This is a genomic window from Bacillus sp. FJAT-45066 (assembly GCF_002335755.1).
Lineage (GTDB): Bacteria > Bacillota > Bacilli > Bacillales > Bacillaceae_I > Bacillus_CD > Bacillus_CD alkalisoli.
The window spans coordinates 507404-525854 of the sequence record NZ_NISQ01000001.1; the positions used below are offsets into that span (position 1 = coordinate 507404).

Consider the following 18451-nt stretch of genomic DNA (forward strand, 5'->3'; position numbering starts at 1 on the left):
TGGAGGAGATATTTATGGCATACGAATTACCGCAATTACCTTATGCTTATGACGCTTTAGAACCACACATTGACAAGGAAACAATGAACATTCACCACACAAAACACCACAACACTTACATTACAAATGTAAACGCAGCTTTAGAAGGTCATGCTGATCTTGCAGCTAAAAGTGTAGAAGAATTAATTGCTAACCTTGACGCTGTACCTGAAAACATCCGTGCTGCAGTTCGCAACAACGGTGGTGGTCACGCTAACCATAGCTTATTCTGGACACTTTTAACTCCAGGTGGAGCAAGTGAGCCAACAGGTGAATTAGCTGACGCTATCAATAGCAAATTCGGAAGCTTAGAAAACTTCAAAGAAGAGTTCTCTAAAGCAGGTGCAACTCGCTTCGGTTCTGGTTGGGCTTGGTTAGTAGTAAACAATGGTGAGTTAGAAGTAATGAGCACACCAAACCAAGACTCTCCAATCATGGAAGGTAAAACTCCAGTTTTAGGTCTTGACGTTTGGGAGCATGCTTACTACTTAAATTACCAAAATCGTCGTCCTGATTACATTTCTGCATTCTTCAATGTAATCAACTGGGATGTAGTTGCTGACCTTTACAGCAAAGCAAAATAATAATATAAAATTGACGCCTGTTCCTTTTCGGAATAGGTGTTTTTTATTGTTTTACTCTCATACGAAGATGGATCGAGCAGTGTTTTTCGTTTCATGATTAAGAACACTTAACAATTACTTACTTGTGTTTCAATTCGTATGGGTTGTGTTTCAATTTGCATCCGTTTTGTTTCAATTTGAGAAATTTGCGTTTCAATCCAAACGCTCGTCTTTCCATGTGTTTCAATACATATATGTTGTGTTTCAATTCGTGCAACTTGTGTTTCAATTTGGATAATTTGTGTTTCAACCCTACACCTGGCATTTCCGTCTCAGTTAATTTGCTCCTAAAATTTAATTATTTTTCGGTAAAAACTAACATTCCAAACTAAAACACATATCTAAAGTTCCTTTAAGCCAAAATAACGGTAAGTTAAAGGAGCGAGTACATATGGTTAGATTGAGAAAAGTAATTGGAGACGTAGAAGTTAATAAAGATTTAATATTGTTACTTGTCATTGGTGGCCTGTATTCATTAAGTATCGCCTTATCTAATACGTTTGTGAACGTCTATTTATGGAAGCAATCTGGTGAGTTTAAAGATTTAGGAATGTACAACTTAGCTATTGTCATATTACAACCTCTAACTTTTATATTAGCTGGCAGGTGGGCAAAAAGAATAGACAGAGTTATTGTATTAAGATTAGGTGTTATCTTCCTTGCAATATTTTACATAATGGTACTGTTCATCGGTGAAAATGCCTCATCCTTTCTGCTTTTATTAGGAGGATTACTAGGTGTCGGTTATGGATTTTACTGGCTAGCCTTTAACGTGCTAACTTTTGAAATTACTGAACCGGAAACAAGAGACTTTTTTAATGGTTTCTTAGGGATCTTAACGTCGCTTGGAGGAATGATTGGCCCGATAGCTGCTGGACTAATTATCTCCAATATGGCTAAATTTACGGGCTATACTGTTATCTTCTCTACATCACTCCTACTATTCTCAGCTGCAGTCGTATTAAGTTTTTTCCTAAGAAGAAGAGGTGCAGAAGGGAGCTACGAGCTATTTTCTATAATTAAAGAACGAAAAGTGAATAAAAACTGGAGCAATGTGACAGCGGCACACTTTTTTCAGGGACTCCGAGAAGGAACTTTTATCTTTGCGGTTTCTGTTTTAGTTTTTATTACGACGGATAGTGAATTGGCTCTCGGTACATTTGGGTTAGTCAACTCAGCAGTAGCATTTGTTTGTTATTATTTAGCAACAAGACTTATTAAGAAACATATGCGTAAAAAATCGATATTAATTGGAGGACTACTTTTATATGCAGCGGTTTTCTTATTAGTATTTGAGCTAACCTATATTAAATTGTTAATGTATGCAGTAGTTATTGCAATTGCTTACCCAATTCTTTTAGTACCGTACATATCTATCACGTATGATGTAATAGGTAAAAGTAAAAATGCTGCTGAAATGAGAATTGAATATGTAGTAGTACGTGAGTTGTTCCTTAATGGTGGAAGAGCTGTTTCCATTCTTATGTTCTTAGTAGCTGTCATATTTTTTGATGAAGCAAAAAGTATCCCGGTTTTGTTAGTTATCATAGGTGCAGGCCACGCGTTAATTTATCCCTTTATTAGGAAGGTCAATTTAGAACAAAGTCCACCAACTAAACAACCTCCACAAACGGTTGTTTCCACATTAAGAGATGGAGAAGGGGAGTCAACTCCGTAACTAATCTGAGTTAATTTCATAATTACGGTTCGTTGAATGAAAAACGAAAATATTTGGATATGAAGATAAATATGTTCGTATATAAAGTAGTAATTAAATCTTTATTTACAAGTGATATATTTAGTTTTTCGTTTAGTAGTCATAAATTATGTAACGAACTCATTTATTAATAGAAAAAATCAGCTTTTTCATTTAAAATGGAGAATAGGAAAATAAGAATGAAAAGGTGGAATACATGACTTCCCAAAATAAAAAGAAAAAAAAGAAAAATATGCCTAATAGATTAAACCTTCTTTTCTTTGCAGTATTTTTACTATTCTCAGGTCTTGTCCTAAGACTTGGGTTCGTGCAAATTGTTCACGGTGAAAATTACCGAAAAGAGGTAGACCGCACAGAGAACATTACCGTAAATGCTCCAGTGCCACGTGGAAAAATATACGATCGAAACGGCAATGTTGTGGTAGACAATAAACCGTTAAACGCAATTACGTATACTCGTACGCAATCTACACCGCGTAGAGAAATGATCGAAGTTGCTGAAAAATTAGCACAGATGATTGAGTTTGAAGATAAATTTGAAGAGAAAATTCAATTTCGTGACAAACAAGACTTCTGGATTATTAGAAATCCAGAAGAAGCAAGAGCATTGATAACAGATGAAGATCGGGAGAAAGTGAACGAGGGAGAATTGGAAGAGAAAGATTTGTATCCTCTACAACTAAGTAGAATTACGGAAGAAATGGTAAGTGAATTTACTTTAGAAGACTTAAAGATTTTATCCATATTTAGGCAAATGAATAGTGGTTATGCTTTAACTCCTCAAACGATAAAAAATGAAAATGTAAGTGATAGAGAATATGCCATCATTAGTGAACGTTTAAGTGACCTTCCTGGTGTGGATACAACAGTGGACTGGGACAGAGATCGATTGTTTGATAATACTCTAGGTTCCTTGTTAGGAAAAGTGGGGGATATTCCAAGCGAAAGAGCTACAGAATTACTTGCAAGAGGATATAGTCGTAACGATAGAGTAGGTACTAGCCAATTAGAATATCAATATGAAAATGTACTTCAAGGACAAAAAGCCCGTGTGCGTAATGTGACAGACCAAAGTGGGAACTTATTAATGCAAGAACCCGTATTTCCAGGTCAACGTGGGAAAGATTTGGTTCTATCTATTGATATGGAATTTCAGTTAGAAGTGGAAAAGATTATTGAATCTGAGTTGCTTGAAGCAAAACAAAATAGTTATGCAGAGTTTTTGGATCGTGCTTTTGTTGTTGTTTTAGATCCAAACACTGGAGAAGTTTTATCGTTAGCAGGGAAAGTTGTTAATAAAGACGAAAATGGACAATGGAAGTTAGTTGACAATGCCCTAGGAACTATTTTAGAAGCATATGAGGCTGGTTCTACTATAAAAGGTGCAACCATCTTGGCAGGATTTGACACTGGAGTTATTTCTCCGGGAACTGTTTTATATGATACACCGATTTCCATCGCTTCCACACCTACGAAAAGGTCTTGGCAAACAATGGGGAACATTAACGATCTTGAAGCGCTAGAACGTTCTTCAAACGTTTACATGTTTAGAACAGCTATGTTTATGGCTGGAGGGAATTATGTTAGAAATCAACCACTTCCTATCAGAGCAACTGCTTTTGAAGACTTCAGAAGTTATTTAGCTCAATTCGGCCTTGGTGTTCATACAGGAATTGATTTACCAAGTGAATCAACAGGTTTAAAAGGTCCCGGGAAAGCCTCGGGGTTAATACTCGATTTAGCGATTGGTCAATACGACTTGTATACGACGATGCAATTAGCACAATATGTTTCTACTATTGCAAATGGTGGTTATCGCCTAAGACCTCAAATTGTTCGAGAAATTTTAGAACCAAGTGGAGGGGAAAAATCAGGTCAAGTGTTACAGCCTTTCAAACCTGAAGTTCTAAATAGACTAACCATGAGTGATGATCACATTAGCCGGGTACAAGAAGGTTTCCGAAGAGTTTATTTTGGTAGTAGAGGAACTGCAGCTGGTTCTAGTGCAAAGCAATATAAACCTGCTGGTAAAACTGGTACAGCTCAGAAAAACTTTAGTATCTACACTAGAGATGAAGAAGGTAAAATTATTAGTGAAAGAAAAATTAATTCCAACCATACAAACCTTGTTGGTTATGCTCCTTACGATAACCCAGAAATGGCGTTTGCGGTGGTTGTTCCTTTTGCTTCTACAAACACACAAGTTTCTGGTGGTGTTAACTCTAAGATTGGAGACCGAATAATTGAAGCATACTTTACTCTCCAAGAAAGAAGAGCAAAAGGGCAACCGAACATTCAAGAACAAGAAGAATTAGAAGAACAAGAGGACATGGAAGAAACAGAAGAAGAAAATGATTAAAACAAAAGCACTCAATTCCTAAGTTTTAAGGAATTGAGTGTTTTTTTGTCCCCAATTTTCTACACTTTACTACATAAAACATCTACATTTACAAAACGTTAACATTCGATTCATACTGCATTAACAGTTAGGCTTTAATATAAATCTCGTAGGACAAAACAAATACAAAAAACAAAACCTTTAGGGGGAATTTAGAAATGAAGAGCTTTAAACGATTACTTGTATTAGCAACGCTAGCATTAGTTACAGCATTTGCTGCAGCATGCTCAAACGAAAGTACTGGAAGTAACGGAGACTTAGACGGTAGTGTAGTAGTCGACGGATCAGGTACTGTTTATCCTCTAATGGCCAAGCTAGCAGAAAACTATATGACAGAAGAACAAGAGGGAGTTTCTGTTGAAGTAAGTCGAGCAGGTACAAGTGCTGGATTTAAAAAGTTCTTAGTTGAAAATGGTACAGATTTTAATAATGCTTCTCGTCACATTAAAGATGAAGAGAAAGCAGAAGCAGATAAATTTGGTTTAGATGTTATGGAATTAAAAGTTGCACTTGACGGCTTAACAGTTGTAATTCATCCGGAAAACGAATGGGCTTCTGAACTGACTGAGCAAGAGATTATTGATATTTTCTTAGAAAGTGGTAATAAAAAGAACTGGTCGGACGTAAGAGCTGATTTTCCAAACGAGCCAATAAAAGCTTTTGGTCCTAACGAAAACCATGGTACTTATGAGTTCTTCTGGGAAGTTATTTTAGGAAAAGAAGATTTACGCTCTGATGCTAACTTACAACAAGAGTATTCAACACTTGTTAACTTAATTTCTGAAGACAAAAACGCAATTGGATTCTTTGGATTTGGTTACTATGTTAATAACACAGATAAACTTAAGGCTGTAAAAGTAGACTTTGGAAACGGTCCTGTTGAACCTACTTTAGAAACAATTAAAGAAGATGGGGCTTACGCTAACTTTACTCGTCCTGTGTTTACTTACTTAAACGTTAATCATGCGAAAGAAAAAGCACAATTAAAAGACTTCGCATTATACGTAGTTAAAAATGTTAACAACGTCGCAGGTGAAGTAGGATTTGCTCCTTTAACAGAGGATGAAATCAACGCTATGGTAAAAGAATTAGAAGCTATTAACTAAGTAAGTTTCATAATATATTACTACAATACGTTTCAATAAACGTAACGCAATTATGAAATCAGCTCAACTAAATAGATGATGAGAAGATGAGTGTGAAAGTTGCTCATCTTCTATCTATTTACTTATTGATATATAAGTAAACGCTTATATGGCTATTGGATGAAAGGGGTATTCTTAAATTGGCTACCGAAAAAACAGAACAAGTTAATGTGAAAGAGCTAATACAACAAAATAAAAGCTCGATGAACATAAATAGCATTGCTGAAAAAGTTATGCCCAAAGTGTTGTTGCTTGTCGCAACGATATCTATCTTAACTACTATTGGGATCGTATTTACGCTCTTATCAGAAACAGTTGAGTTTTTTAAAAGAGTTCCATTCTTAGACTTTTTCACAGGAACGACTTTAAGACCATTAGGTGAAAATGCTCAATTTGGCGTGTTACCACTTATTACAGGTACATTAATTTCCACACTAATCGCAATGCTAGTAGCAATACCAATTGGTTTAATGGCTGCTGTATATTTAAGTGAATATGCATCGGATAAAACTAGAAGAACATTAAAACCAATATTAGAAGTATTAGCTGGTATTCCTACAATTGTATATGGTTTCTTTGCTTTTACGTTTGTTACACCAATTTTAAGAGAAGTAATTCCTAGTCTTCAAGCAACGAATATCCTCAGTCCGGGTATAGTTATGGGGATTATGATTATTCCAATGGTTGCTTCTTTATCTGAAGATGCAATGAGTGCCGTACCTAATTCGATGAGAGAAGGAGCACTTGCGCTTGGATCTACAAAATTAGAAGTTTCATGGAAAGTAGTTATTCCTGCAGCTATCTCAGGTATCATCGCATCATTTGTATTAGCAATTTCACGTGCAATCGGAGAAACAATGATTGTTACTATTGCTAGTGGTAGTACGAAAAATTTCACGTTTGATGTTACGCAATCTATGCAAACGATGACGGCTTACATTGTGGAAGTAACAGGTGGGGACGCACCAGCAGGTTCAACCCTTTACTATAGCTTATATGCTGTTGCAATGACACTATTTGTATTTACATTAGTTATGAACTTATTTGCACAGTATATTTCTCGTAAATATAGGGAGGAATATTAAGATGAAATACGTTGATGTGGCCCAAGTACAAAAAAAGATGAATACAAGATTACTAATAAATAGCTTAGCGAAATATATATTTTTAATGGCTACTCTAGTTGGATTAGTAGTTTTAGTCATTCTATTTTACCGTGTTATTTCACAAAGTATGGGTTGGATAGACTTTCAATTTATTACGGGTAAACTTTCAACGATGGCAGACCGTGCAGGGATTATGGGTGCCATTTTAGGTACGTTATGGTTAATGGCTGTTGTAGCCCCTGTTACGATGTTGCTAGGTGTTGGTACAGCGATTTATCTAGAAGAATATGCGAAAAAAGGTAAGCTGCAACAGTTCTTGCAAACAAATATCGCTAATTTAGCTGGTGTTCCATCTATCGTTTTCGGAATTTTAGGCTTAACGATTTTTGTAAGGACAGCCAACTTAGGTGGTGTAGTACTTGCTGGGGGACTAACGATGTCTTTATTAGTACTTCCTATCGTGGTAGTAGCTAGTCAAGAAGCAATTAGAGCAGTGCCAGGGTTTTTAAGAGAAGCCTCCTATGGAATGGGTGCAACGAAATGGCAAACAATTAAAAATGTTGTTTTACCTGCATCATTACCAGGAATTTTAACAGGCACAATTTTAGCATTATCTAGAGCAATTGGTGAAACAGCTCCATTAGTAGTAATTGGTATTCCAGCATTATTAATCCCTTTCCCAGGTGGATTTATGGATCGCTTTACAGCCTTACCAATGCAAATATACTATTGGACAATTGATTCAGCTCTTGTTGCAGAATATGTAAACTTGGCAGCCGCTACAATTGTAGTGTTACTTTTAGTTTTATTATTAATGAACTCAATTGCTGTGTTTATTCGAAATAAATATCAAAGAAGATTCTAATCTTGGAGGGGTTTTCCATGGCAGTAACAACGATCGAACGTGAAAAAAAGAACGTACAAATACAAACTTCTGTAAATTTAACTGCAAATAATAATATTCAAAATAAAAAAATCGTTTACGATACGAAAGATTTAAACTTATGGTATGGCAAAGACCATGCTTTAAAAAATATAAATCTATCTATATATGAAAATGAAGTAACAGCTATCATTGGACCATCAGGCTGTGGTAAATCAACCTATATTAAAACGTTAAATAGAATGGTAGAACTTGTACCGATTGTCCGTATTTCTGGTAATATTCAATATAGAGAAAAAAGTATTTTCAGTAAGGATTTTCGTGTAGAAGAATTAAGAACGAATGTAGGAATGGTTTTCCAAAAGCCAAATCCATTTCCAAAATCAATTTATGAAAATATTATATATGGCCCTAAAATTCACGGGATTCGTAACAAAAAAGTGTTAGATGAAATTGTAGAAAAAAGCTTACGAGGTGCAGCCATTTGGGACGAAGTAAAAGATAGACTGCATGAAAATGCGTACGGTCTTTCTGGAGGGCAGCAACAACGTTTATGTATCGCTCGTTGTTTAGCAATCGAACCGGATGTAATCTTAATGGATGAACCAACTAGTGCACTTGATCCTATTTCAACATTAAAAGTAGAAGAGTTAGTTCAAGAATTGAAAAAAGAATACAGCATTATTATTGTAACGCATAATATGCAGCAAGCAGCTCGTATTTCTGATAAAACAGCTTTCTTCTTAAATGGAGAAGTAGTAGAGTACGCGAATACAGACAAAATTTTCTCTAATCCATCTGATAAGAGAACAGAAGACTACATTACAGGTCGTTTCGGTTAAGAGGGGGAAGCAATAATGGCTATTCGTGGACAGTTTCAATTCGACTTAGATGCAATGCGTGATAAATTAATAGAATTAGGTAGCTTAGCGGAAATCTCATTAGAAAAATCTATGGACACATTATCCACTCAAAATATAGAAAAAGCGTTACAAGTAATGGAAGAAGACGATAAAGTCGATCGCCTTGAAGAAGAAATTAATGACTTTGCAATACTTTTAATAGCTAAACAACAACCAGTAGCGATAGATTTACGTAGAATAATCGTTGCCATTAAAATTGCGACAGATGTAGAAAGAATTGCAGATTTTGGTGTGAATATTGCTAAGTCAACGATTCGAATTGGACAAAATACGGACTATATTATTCCTCTAGATAACATTAAAAAAATGCATAAAATAGCAATAGAGATGCTTTCTCTATCATTAAAAGCATATTACGATGAGGATGTAGTTCTAGCAAAGAAAGTTGCAGATATGGACGATCAAGTAGATGAACTTTATGGTAAAAATATTAAAGAATTATTGAGCTTGATGAAAGATCATCCTGATAAGTTACCGCAAATTACCCAATTATCATTTGTATGTCGTTACATTGAACGAATTGCGGACCATACGACAAACATTGCAGAGAATGTATTTTACCTTGTTAAAGGAAGTCACTACGAATTAAATCAATAATTGAAAAAAACAGACTAACGAGTGACAAGTTGGTCTGTTTTTTTGTATGACTGGAAATGAATTGTTTACTAATGTTTGAAAATTTGTTATTATTCATAAAGAATATTTAGTAATACGAAACACTTACATCAATGGAGGATACATATGAATAATAACAAATTACCTGTTAAACCACCTTTTTATTATGGATGGATTATTGTCGCGATTGCTTCCATGGCAATCTTTTTCTCAGGACCTGGTCAGACATATTCCATTTCTATATTCGTTGATGCTTATTTGGCTCACTTCGGTTGGAGCAACACGTTAATTTCTACGATGTATTTATTTGCCACTTTACTAGCTGGATTTTTACTATTTATTGTAGGAAGAATGGTAGATAAATATGGTCAGCGTAGAATGATTGTAATAGTAGCAATATTACTAGCGGCCGCATGTGTTTTTAATGCATTCTTATTAGGCCCGGCTATGTTATTTATAGGATTTTTCTTATTAAGGTTATTCGGTCAAGGATCACTTACGTTATTACCTGGTACACTTATTCCTCAATGGTTTGTAAACAAAAGAGGTAGAGCATTAAGCTTTATGGCTTTTGGAAGTTTTTTAAGTGCAGCGGCATTACCTCCATTTAATGCGTGGTTAATTGACCAAGTCGGTTGGCAGATTTCTTGGTTAGTTTGGGCTTCTTTATTATTCTTCTTATTTGTTCCTCTTGCTTTTGTATTTATCCGTAATCGACCAGAAGATGTTGGGTTGTTGCCAGATGGATTGACGAAAGAACAAGTGGAAAAAGAAAGCAAAGAGACAGGGAAGTCTTCTATTGATGAAGAGGCATGGACGGTAAAAGAAGCAATGAGAACTAGACAATTTTGGATGCTGTTGTTTTGTGTAGCTGTACCTGCTCTTGTTAATACAGGTATTGTATTTAATTTTGTTCCGATTTTAGCACAGAGTGGTATCAGCCGGACGGAAGCAGCATTTATATTAAGTATAATGGCTATAGTTTCTTTCCCTGTAACATTTTTAGCAGGATTTATTGTAGAGAGAGTACAGGTTAATTACATAATTGCTCTATCCTTTTTGGGCCAAATTGGAATTATGTTTTTATTACTTACGACAAACTCCTATTCAGCAGCTTTAATATTCGGTATTGCAAGAGGAATTGTTGGTGGTTTTGAAGCTATAAGCATTGGTATTGTTTGGCCTAATTACTTTGGTCGAGCAAATGTTGGTGGAATAAAAGGAGTATCATCGACTGTCATGGTTATAGGCTCAGCATTCGGACCTTTGCCGTTTGCGTTAGCGTATGATACGTTTGGTGGCTATGAAGAGGTAATTTATTTAATGATGCTACTTCCGTTAGTTGGAATAATTTTTGCGCTTGCTTCTAAAAAACCTTCTAAAGAAAAATTAGTATTATTGAAAAAAGTTTCATAATGGAGCCCGCTTCATAAAGTTTGATTACTACACGAAAAACGAATTATAAGAATGTAACTACTTTTAAAAACACGAAAAAAACGAACAATCTATTCTTCTTCTTGGAAAGTAATTCGTTTTTCACTAAACGAACCGTAATAATGAAACTTATACAATTAAGAAATAGTAAATTGTACAAAAACACTTTCGTTACGCGAGGGTGTTTTTGTAGTATCATCGAATACGATAATATGCTATTGTTATTAGAATGATGGGATTTTTTTCTAGGGGATGTGAATTTGTTGAAGAAAACTTTTTTCTTTTCTTGTATGTTTGTAGTACTTACTACAATAGTTCTATTATCGTTTGTTTACTTTAGCACTCCAATAGCAATTTACGGTATGGCTGAAAATTACAAGGATGATGATGCTTCAATAATTTATCATGTTGAAAATAATGGAAAAAAAGAATTGGTTATTCAAGAGCTTTATATTAATGATGAAAAAAAGCATACAAACGTCACTTTAGGAATAAGTTACGATTCTATGCAGCGTGTACAAGAGGGAACGAATAATTCAAACATTATTTTTCATGCGATTGATGAAAAAGCGGTATTGCCAGAGATTAACTATAAAAATGTTATAGAGGTTATTGAACTAAAAAATATGACGCCTATATCATATGGTATTAGAATTATGGATTACCAACAACCAATAGATACAATATCTATTAAATATAAATATTATGGGATTCCAATTACTAAGAAATACAATGTTAGTAATTGGAATCATGATAGTAATTAACATTTTACAAAACTGGCACGGAATGTTTGTGTTTTACTCAGAATTTATTTGTTTGATGTGATAGAATACTAGAAAGAATATTATACATAGTTGTAATCTTGCGTAGGAGGTAATAGTAATGTTTAAGAATATCTTATTAGCAGCAGACGCTTCTGAAAATTCATTGCGAGCAGCAGAAAAAGCGTTAGAGTTAGCAAAATTGGTAAATGGATCTAAAATTACTCTAATCTATGTAGTAGATGGGAAGACTTCCAAAAGCGATGTATTAAGAAGTTGGGATTTAGATGGTATTAAGCATAAACGAGAAGAAAAAATGCGAGCAATCGAAGTTAAAGCAAACGAAGCAAATGTACAATATGAAGTATTAATTGTGCGTGGCGAACCAGCAGAAACGATTTATGAATATGCAAACAACAATAAGATGGATATAGTAATAATCGGTAGTAGGGGTCTTAATCCATTACAAGAAATGGTATTAGGTAGTGTAAGTCATAAAGTGATGAAAAGAGCAGAATGTCCTGTAATGGTAGTAAAATAAATAATGAAAAAAGTGTAAAAACAATTATAGATGTTTTTACACTTTTTATTTTTCCCTAAAAATTGTAAATTCTATGTGAATATTAAACTTTTGACAAATTTGTGAAAAAAGCTAGAAAAAGAGAGAAAATGAAAGAAAAACAGAGGATTTACTGAGTGTACTCGGTTTCATATATGTTTGCTAGAATCAAAAAATGTGGTATGATTCTTTCTGTTGTAAACGGACCTGACTTTTTTGAGAGTAAAAAGTCATTGAAAATTGAATAAATTTAACAACTAAGAAAGAGGTGTGCTATGAACTTAGCAAACATGAGACAAGAATGGTTTGGAAACGTTCGTGGGGATGTTTTAGCAGGTATGACAGTTGCCTTTGCTTTAATTCCTGAGGCGATTGCATTCTCAATCATTGCAGGAGTAGACCCTATGGTAGGGCTATATGCTTCGTTCTGTATCGCTGTAGTAATCGCATTTACCGGTGGACGACCTGGTATGATTTCAGCAGCAACAGGTGCGATGGCATTATTAATGATTACCCTTGTAGCTGAACACGGGGTAGAGTATTTATTTGCGGCAACAATATTAACGGGTATTATTCAGATACTGATGGGTGTATTTAAACTAGGAAAATATTTATCTTTCTTACCGCAGGCTGTAATAATAGGTTTCGTTAATGCGCTAGCTATATTAATATTTATGGCGCAAATCCCGTACTTCATGCCTGAAGAGGGCGGATCTTTCTTAATGGTAGGATTAGTACTTGCGACACTTGCAATTATTTATATTTTACCACGATTTACAAAAGCAATTCCTTCTGCACTAGCTGCAATTGTAGTTATAACGGCAATTACAGTATTTAGTGGCGGTATGGGGCTAGCAACTGTTGGAGATCAAGGAGCTATAACGAAAACATTACCGTTCTTCCATATTCCGATGGTCGAGTTATCTTTTCAAACTTTAATGATTATTTTACCTGTGGCATTAACTCTATCAATTGTAGGTAACTTAGAGTCATTACTAACAGCAACAATCGTAGATGAAATGACAGATACAAAGAGTAATAAAAACCGTGAAATGAAGGGACAAGGTATCGCAAACATTGTTACAGGTTTCTTCGGTGGTATGGCTGGTTGTGCAATGATAGGCCAATCAGTTATAAATGTTAAATCAGGTGGTCGAGGAAGATTATCCTCTTTAATTGCCGGTGTATTTTTATTATTCTTGATTATTGTATTAGGTGACGTAGTTATTCAAATACCTATGGCAGCCCTTGTTGGTGTTATGATCATGGTTTCTATTGGAACGTTTGACTGGCAGTCATTACGTGAATTAAACAAAATCCCAAGACCGGATGCACTAGTTATGGTTGTTACAGTAGCAATCGTGGTTTATACTCACGATTTAGCAAAAGGTGTATTAGCAGGGGTAGTGCTAAGTGCTTTAATATTCGGTTGGAAGATGGCGAAAATTAAAGCTGTTTCCTCTATGGATAATGAAAGAAAAGTATATAAAATCCAAGGACAAATGTTCTTTGGAACAATGGCTCACTTTATCGACTTGTTTGATTACCAAAACGATCCAAAAGAAGTAGTATTCGATTTTAGTGGATCTCACGTTTGGGACCAATCAGCTGTTACAGCAATTGCAAAAGCAAAACTAAAGTATGAAAGATTCGGTAAAAAAGTAATTATTATTGGATTAAATGAAGAGAGTCAAGAATTAGTGAATAAAATTGGCTTATCTGCTCCTTCAGGACATTAACAGATATAGCACCAGTACTCTAGGAATAGGGTATTGGTGCTTTTTTATTGATAAATCTCTATGAGCTGTGATTAAAAAATGGTAAAAATGCTAACAATGTAGCAATTATAGATCCATTTTTTTCATATTGTTTCTTGATTTCCAGTTTTACTTCTTCTTTTTCTTCTTTGAAACTTTGTAAAGCTTTTCTTCTATATTGATAGTCCATCATGTAAATAACATCCTTCCTACCTATAATGTAAGCGTTTACTTAATTATATTATATGTATAAACAGAAAATTCTGCAAACTAATTTTTAATTATTTATTTTAATAGGATTTCCTAAAGAACTTCGATATAAACTTACTACGCAATAAAAACATTTCATCTATGACAGATTAAGAAATCTAAACAGATGAAATGTAAAAGATGACAAATTATTGTAAGTTGTTTTCTGCAGAAATATTTGACAGAGCTTGACCGGCTTCATTCTGATAATTATGATTAGTTGCTGAATCACCTAATGCAACCATTCCTACTAGTTGGTCATTTTCCACAACCGGAAGTCGACGGATTTGATTTTGCGCCTTAAGTTGAGCAGCTTCGTGAACACTCATGTTTGAACTACCAGATACAATATTAGAGGACATGCATTGTGACACTGGATTGTTGATATCTAAATATCTAACCCTTGTGAAGTACAACGAATCGTTATATCACGGTCTGTAATAATTACTGCGAGGTGACATTTTGTACAACTGGTATGGAACCAATGTTGTGTTGACGCATTAATGCAGCAGATTCTTTAATAGATTGTTTAAACTCGATTGCTACTACGTTTCTTGCCATGATGTCATTTAATTGTTGTGTCATTAATAATTCCTCCTTTTCAACATTAAGGTTCTAATATATTTACTAAAATATGCATGTTTAAAAAATTGAATAAATTTTATTGTAAAACTCTTGTTCTTAGTTCCCTTTATAAGTGTAAACTTACATATAAAAAAGCCACAATCACATGAGATTGTGGCATAAATTATTATCCTGTTTTCTTCCCCTTTTGCAGCTTAAAAGAAAACTCTACTTGGCTACCCGAACCTTTACAAGTACTACACTTTTTTGTAAAGAGGGGAAATATTCGATGTTTGGAATAGCCTTTTCCTTTACAGGAAGTACAAACTGTTTTAATTGCCAATGTATTTCCTCCTTTCATCTTGAATGTAATAATGCAAATTATTTAAGTAAATTTCATATTTCAATTCGTTTTATTGAAAACGGATATAAAGTCTGTTTTTTTTTACCGTAGCAATGCGAAGTTCATCACTACTTCTTTTGTTTACAATTAATTTTTGAACATCCTTGTTCATTTTTGTTTTTTTCATTGTTAATACCGCCTCCGAATTGAATGACTTTCCAATTCTTAGATGAGAGACTATTATGATTATGGGAAAGTATTAAGAAATGTTAATAAAGTAAACTCTGGCCTAAACGAGGAAATAACAAGGCCAGATGGGGTTATTTTTTGCAAATGACTATTCCAAGCGGATAGTCTGTACTATTATCCTTCGGGACAATTAAGGGACCTTTTTGATAAAAAAATTGTACATTTTGATAATGATTAAATAATGCAAAGAACTCTTCTCTTGTTAATTGATGCACATGAAAGTTAGATCCACATGGTTTACCTCTTCCTTGGCCGAAAGGAGTGGACAAGATAAGGGTGCCTCCAGGTTTTAACATTGCATACACATTTGATAAAAATTGTTCTTCTCCTTTAACATGCTCAATGGTTTCAAAACTAATTATACAATCGAAAAGTCCGAGCTTTTCAGGGAGGTTTTTGTCCACTACATCCTCTATTTGAAAAGAAGAAAGTGGGTGGTAATACGTATGTTTGGCATATTCAATGACTTCTTTATTTATGTCTACTCCAACAACTGCACTAATTTTCTTTTTTGCTGCTTTGGCCATCATGTGGGTACCATAACCTGAACCACATGCAAAATCTAATACACGGCCATAAAGGTGAGGAATACTAAATTGGTATCTAGCTAAATGTTCTAATAGTAACCCATTCATTGGTTTCATTTTCTCGGGGATTACTCGTTCATCTGTTAGTTCAAGCAATTTCTTATTCACCGCTTTTGTAGTATTATAGTTATATTTTTTTCCCGTTTTTTAGTTCTTCAATTAAAGCCATTAAGTCATCTTTTTTAACTCGCCAATGTCTTCCAATTTTAAAGGCAGGAATTTTTCCTTCTTGCACTAGTTTGTATGTTGTCATTTCGCTAATTTGCAAATATTCTGCTACTTGTGAGATGGTCATAATCTCTTGGGTCATTACTTTATGTTCCTCCAACCTTTTAAATGAATCTATAATTATTATAACAAATTCAATTAGTTAATAAAATAGACATTTCTTTTATAATTAAATATAATTATTTATAATTAATTATACTGATATGTGTTTTTATAGCGAGAAAAAAAGTGAAGTCATTACACCGGTCATTTCAATTGGAAAGAAAATGAGTTCTCCTTGGAAGAAAATATAAAGAAATGTGCTATAATCAAAAAAGTATCGTTTCCCAAAAGATAGTTCGGGATACGATACTTTTTAGTTTATTTTATAATCATAACAGGACAGTTTGCGCGTTTGGCTACTTTATGACTTACACTTCCCAAAACAAATTCTTGTAATGTATTTAAGCCTCTACTTCCGATAACGACTAAATCGAAATTTTGTTCGTTTGCATACTTAACTATTGTCGGCCCAGGTTCCCCGTGCAACCTTTTAACTGAATAAGTAACATTCGCCGCCTTAGCTTGCTCGACAATCCAACCGACTTTTTTCGTTTTTGTTTCTTCTAATTCAATGGAGTTCCAATTTTGTAGCACACTTGACTTCGCTTGATCACCATCTAAAACAAACACTATTTCCAATGTTGAGCTTTTATCACAAGTTGCTACTTGGATTGCTTTTTCTGCAGCTCTTTTTGAATGTTCCGAGCCGTCTGAAGCGAGTAATATTTTTTTGAACATTCCCCTTCACCTCCTAAGTATTTAATGAGAGCTCAGTTTATTGGTTAGCTTTTTTACAAGCTCTGAGCTATCATCATTTAAACCTGTGACTTCAACTGCTATTCCGCTTTCTTCAAACTTATTAACGATTTTGTCAATGGCGGCTACAGCAGAGTCATCCCATAAATGAGTTCGACTTAAATTCAATTCCACCTGCTTAATTTCTTCTTTAAAATCAAACTTTGTTAAAAGTTCAGTAACAGATGCGAAAAATAATTGTCCTCTCACAATATATCTTCTTTTATGATCAACAAGCTTACTATCTACTTCCACTCTAGATATTTTGGATACAAAGAAAATGGCACTTAACAAAATACCTGTGAATACACCGATAGCCAAGTTGTGTGTGAAGACAACGGTAAGTACAGTTACTATCATAACTACTGCATCTGTTTTTGGTAATAAATGAAGTGTCTTTACCGAATTCCAGTCAAAGGTACTTATGGCAACCATAATCATTACTCCAGCTAATGCCGCCATTGGGATTTGGACAACAATGTCCCCTAAAACAACGATAAGGAATATTAAAAATATACCTGCGGCTAAAGATGATAATCTTCCACGTCCACCGGAACTTACGTTTATGATAGATTGTCCAATCATCGCACAACCAGCCATTCCACCAAAAAAGCCAGTAATTATATTAGCTACCCCCTGTCCGTTACTCTCAATATTCTTGTTACTCCCTGTATCCGTCATATCATCCACAATAGAGGCTGTTAAAAGGGATTCTAATATACCTACTAAAGCTAGAGCTAAAGAATATGGTAATATAATTTCTAATGTTTGGAAGTTTAACGGAATATCAGGTAAAAAGAACGTTGGTAACGTTTTAGATATACTACCCATACTTCCTACCGTTCTAACCCCTACATTCCCAAAGATAGCAATAACCGTCACCACTACGATTGCAACTAATGTAGAAGGAATAGCTTTGTTTAAATAAGGAAACAAGTAAATGATGGCTAATGTTAAGGCAACTAGAACAAACATAATCCATGTTTCTCCAACAAAATGATCTAGTTGAGCCATAAATATTAAAATGGCTAATGCATTTACGAATCCTACCATGACAGATCGAGGGATAAATTTCATATATTTAGCAAGTTTGAAAATACCAAAAAGAATTTGCAAAACTCCAGTTAAGATGGTAGCAGCTAATAAGTACTGATATCCGTGCTCTGCAACTAAATGAATAAACAATAAAGCCATAGCACCAGTTGCACCTGAAATCATACCAGGTCGCCCACCAATAAAGGCAATTACAATAGCGATTACAAAGGAAGCATAAAGTCCTACCATTGGATCTACTCCTGCAATGATAGAAAAAGCAATTGCCTCTGGAATTAGTGCTAATGCAACAACTATACCTGCAATAATATCTCCTCTAATATTTCCAAACCAAGAAGAAAAATAATTTGTGTTTTCCATGATGTATTTCCCCTTTCATCT

Annotated in this window: 19 protein-coding genes; 12 read left to right on the plus strand and 7 right to left on the minus strand. The window is 34.5% G+C overall.

Going from position 1 to position 18451, the window contains the following annotated elements; translation table 11 throughout:
* Positions 1-14: 14 nt before the first annotated feature.
* The 12 genes from CDZ92_RS02515 (at position 15) to CDZ92_RS02570 (ending at position 13942) form a co-directional block, all read left to right on the plus strand.
* Positions 15-623, plus strand: a complete 609-nt coding sequence (locus CDZ92_RS02515) for a superoxide dismutase (RefSeq protein WP_096153383.1) — start codon at positions 15-17, stop codon at positions 621-623.
* 430 nt (positions 624-1053) lie between these two features.
* Complete coding sequence (locus tag CDZ92_RS02520; RefSeq protein ID WP_096153384.1) at positions 1054-2340, plus strand: MFS transporter; 1287 nt, start codon at positions 1054-1056, stop codon at positions 2338-2340.
* A gap of 235 nt (positions 2341-2575) precedes the next feature.
* Positions 2576-4738 carry a peptidoglycan D,D-transpeptidase FtsI family protein gene (locus tag CDZ92_RS02525; protein WP_096153385.1) on the plus strand — a complete coding sequence of 721 codons (2163 nt, stop codon included), beginning with the start codon at positions 2576-2578 and terminating at the stop codon, positions 4736-4738.
* A gap of 197 nt (positions 4739-4935) precedes the next feature.
* Entirely contained in the window at positions 4936-5883 is a 948-nt protein-coding gene (locus CDZ92_RS02530) for a PstS family phosphate ABC transporter substrate-binding protein (RefSeq protein WP_096153386.1), read from the plus strand.
* Between the two features lie 242 nt (positions 5884-6125).
* On the plus strand, positions 6126-7007 hold the full coding sequence (gene pstC / locus CDZ92_RS02535) for a phosphate ABC transporter permease subunit PstC (protein ID WP_096156883.1): 882 nt from the start codon (positions 6126-6128) through the stop codon (positions 7005-7007).
* Between the two features lies 1 nt (position 7008).
* Entirely contained in the window at positions 7009-7893 is an 885-nt protein-coding gene (pstA, locus tag CDZ92_RS02540; protein ID WP_096153387.1) for a phosphate ABC transporter permease PstA, read from the plus strand.
* Between the two features lie 17 nt (positions 7894-7910).
* The gene (gene pstB, locus CDZ92_RS02545) at positions 7911-8753 is read left to right on the plus strand and encodes a phosphate ABC transporter ATP-binding protein PstB (RefSeq protein ID WP_096153388.1); all 843 of its coding nucleotides are present in this window, start codon (positions 7911-7913) and stop codon (positions 8751-8753) included.
* Positions 8754-8768: 15 nt separating this feature from the next.
* Positions 8769-9431 (plus strand): phosphate signaling complex protein PhoU, encoded by a 663-nt coding sequence (gene phoU, locus CDZ92_RS02550; protein WP_096153389.1) that lies wholly within the window; start codon positions 8769-8771, stop codon positions 9429-9431.
* Between the two features lie 144 nt (positions 9432-9575).
* On the plus strand, positions 9576-10865 hold the full coding sequence (locus CDZ92_RS02555; RefSeq protein ID WP_096153390.1) for an MFS transporter: 1290 nt from the start codon (positions 9576-9578) through the stop codon (positions 10863-10865).
* A 278-nt stretch (positions 10866-11143) separates the two neighbouring features.
* Entirely contained in the window at positions 11144-11647 is a 504-nt protein-coding gene (locus tag CDZ92_RS02560; RefSeq protein ID WP_096153391.1) for a hypothetical protein, read from the plus strand.
* Between the two features lie 118 nt (positions 11648-11765).
* Complete coding sequence (locus CDZ92_RS02565; RefSeq protein ID WP_096153392.1) at positions 11766-12185, plus strand: universal stress protein; 420 nt, start codon at positions 11766-11768, stop codon at positions 12183-12185.
* Positions 12186-12478: 293 nt separating this feature from the next.
* Positions 12479-13942, plus strand: coding sequence for a SulP family inorganic anion transporter (locus CDZ92_RS02570; protein WP_096153393.1), 1464 nt, complete (start codon positions 12479-12481; stop codon positions 13940-13942).
* A gap of 58 nt (positions 13943-14000) precedes the next feature.
* Here CDZ92_RS02570 and CDZ92_RS19800 read toward each other — a convergent pair whose 3' ends face one another.
* The 7 genes from CDZ92_RS19800 to CDZ92_RS02595 all read right to left on the minus strand — a co-directional run bounded on the left by CDZ92_RS19800 (position 14001) and on the right by CDZ92_RS02595 (position 18430).
* The gene (locus CDZ92_RS19800; protein WP_157842688.1) at positions 14001-14153 is read right to left on the minus strand and encodes a hypothetical protein; all 153 of its coding nucleotides are present in this window, start codon (positions 14151-14153) and stop codon (positions 14001-14003) included.
* 205 nt (positions 14154-14358) lie between these two features.
* The gene (locus CDZ92_RS20435) at positions 14359-14538 is read right to left on the minus strand and encodes a CBS domain-containing protein (protein WP_369679943.1); all 180 of its coding nucleotides are present in this window, start codon (positions 14536-14538) and stop codon (positions 14359-14361) included.
* Positions 14539-14653: 115 nt separating this feature from the next.
* Positions 14654-14794, minus strand: a complete 141-nt coding sequence (locus CDZ92_RS20440; protein ID WP_319830032.1) for a CBS domain-containing protein — start codon at positions 14792-14794, stop codon at positions 14654-14656.
* Positions 14795-15436: 642 nt separating this feature from the next.
* Complete coding sequence (locus CDZ92_RS02580) at positions 15437-16048, minus strand: class I SAM-dependent methyltransferase (protein WP_096153394.1); 612 nt, start codon at positions 16046-16048, stop codon at positions 15437-15439.
* Between the two features lie 31 nt (positions 16049-16079).
* Positions 16080-16262, minus strand: coding sequence for a helix-turn-helix domain-containing protein (locus CDZ92_RS02585; protein ID WP_096153395.1), 183 nt, complete (start codon positions 16260-16262; stop codon positions 16080-16082).
* 278 nt (positions 16263-16540) lie between these two features.
* Positions 16541-16960 carry a universal stress protein gene (locus CDZ92_RS02590; RefSeq protein ID WP_096153396.1) on the minus strand — a complete coding sequence of 140 codons (420 nt, stop codon included), beginning with the start codon at positions 16958-16960 and terminating at the stop codon, positions 16541-16543.
* A 21-nt stretch (positions 16961-16981) separates the two neighbouring features.
* Positions 16982-18430, minus strand: coding sequence for a SulP family inorganic anion transporter (locus CDZ92_RS02595; RefSeq protein WP_096153397.1), 1449 nt, complete (start codon positions 18428-18430; stop codon positions 16982-16984).
* Positions 18431-18451 lie beyond the last annotated feature (21 nt).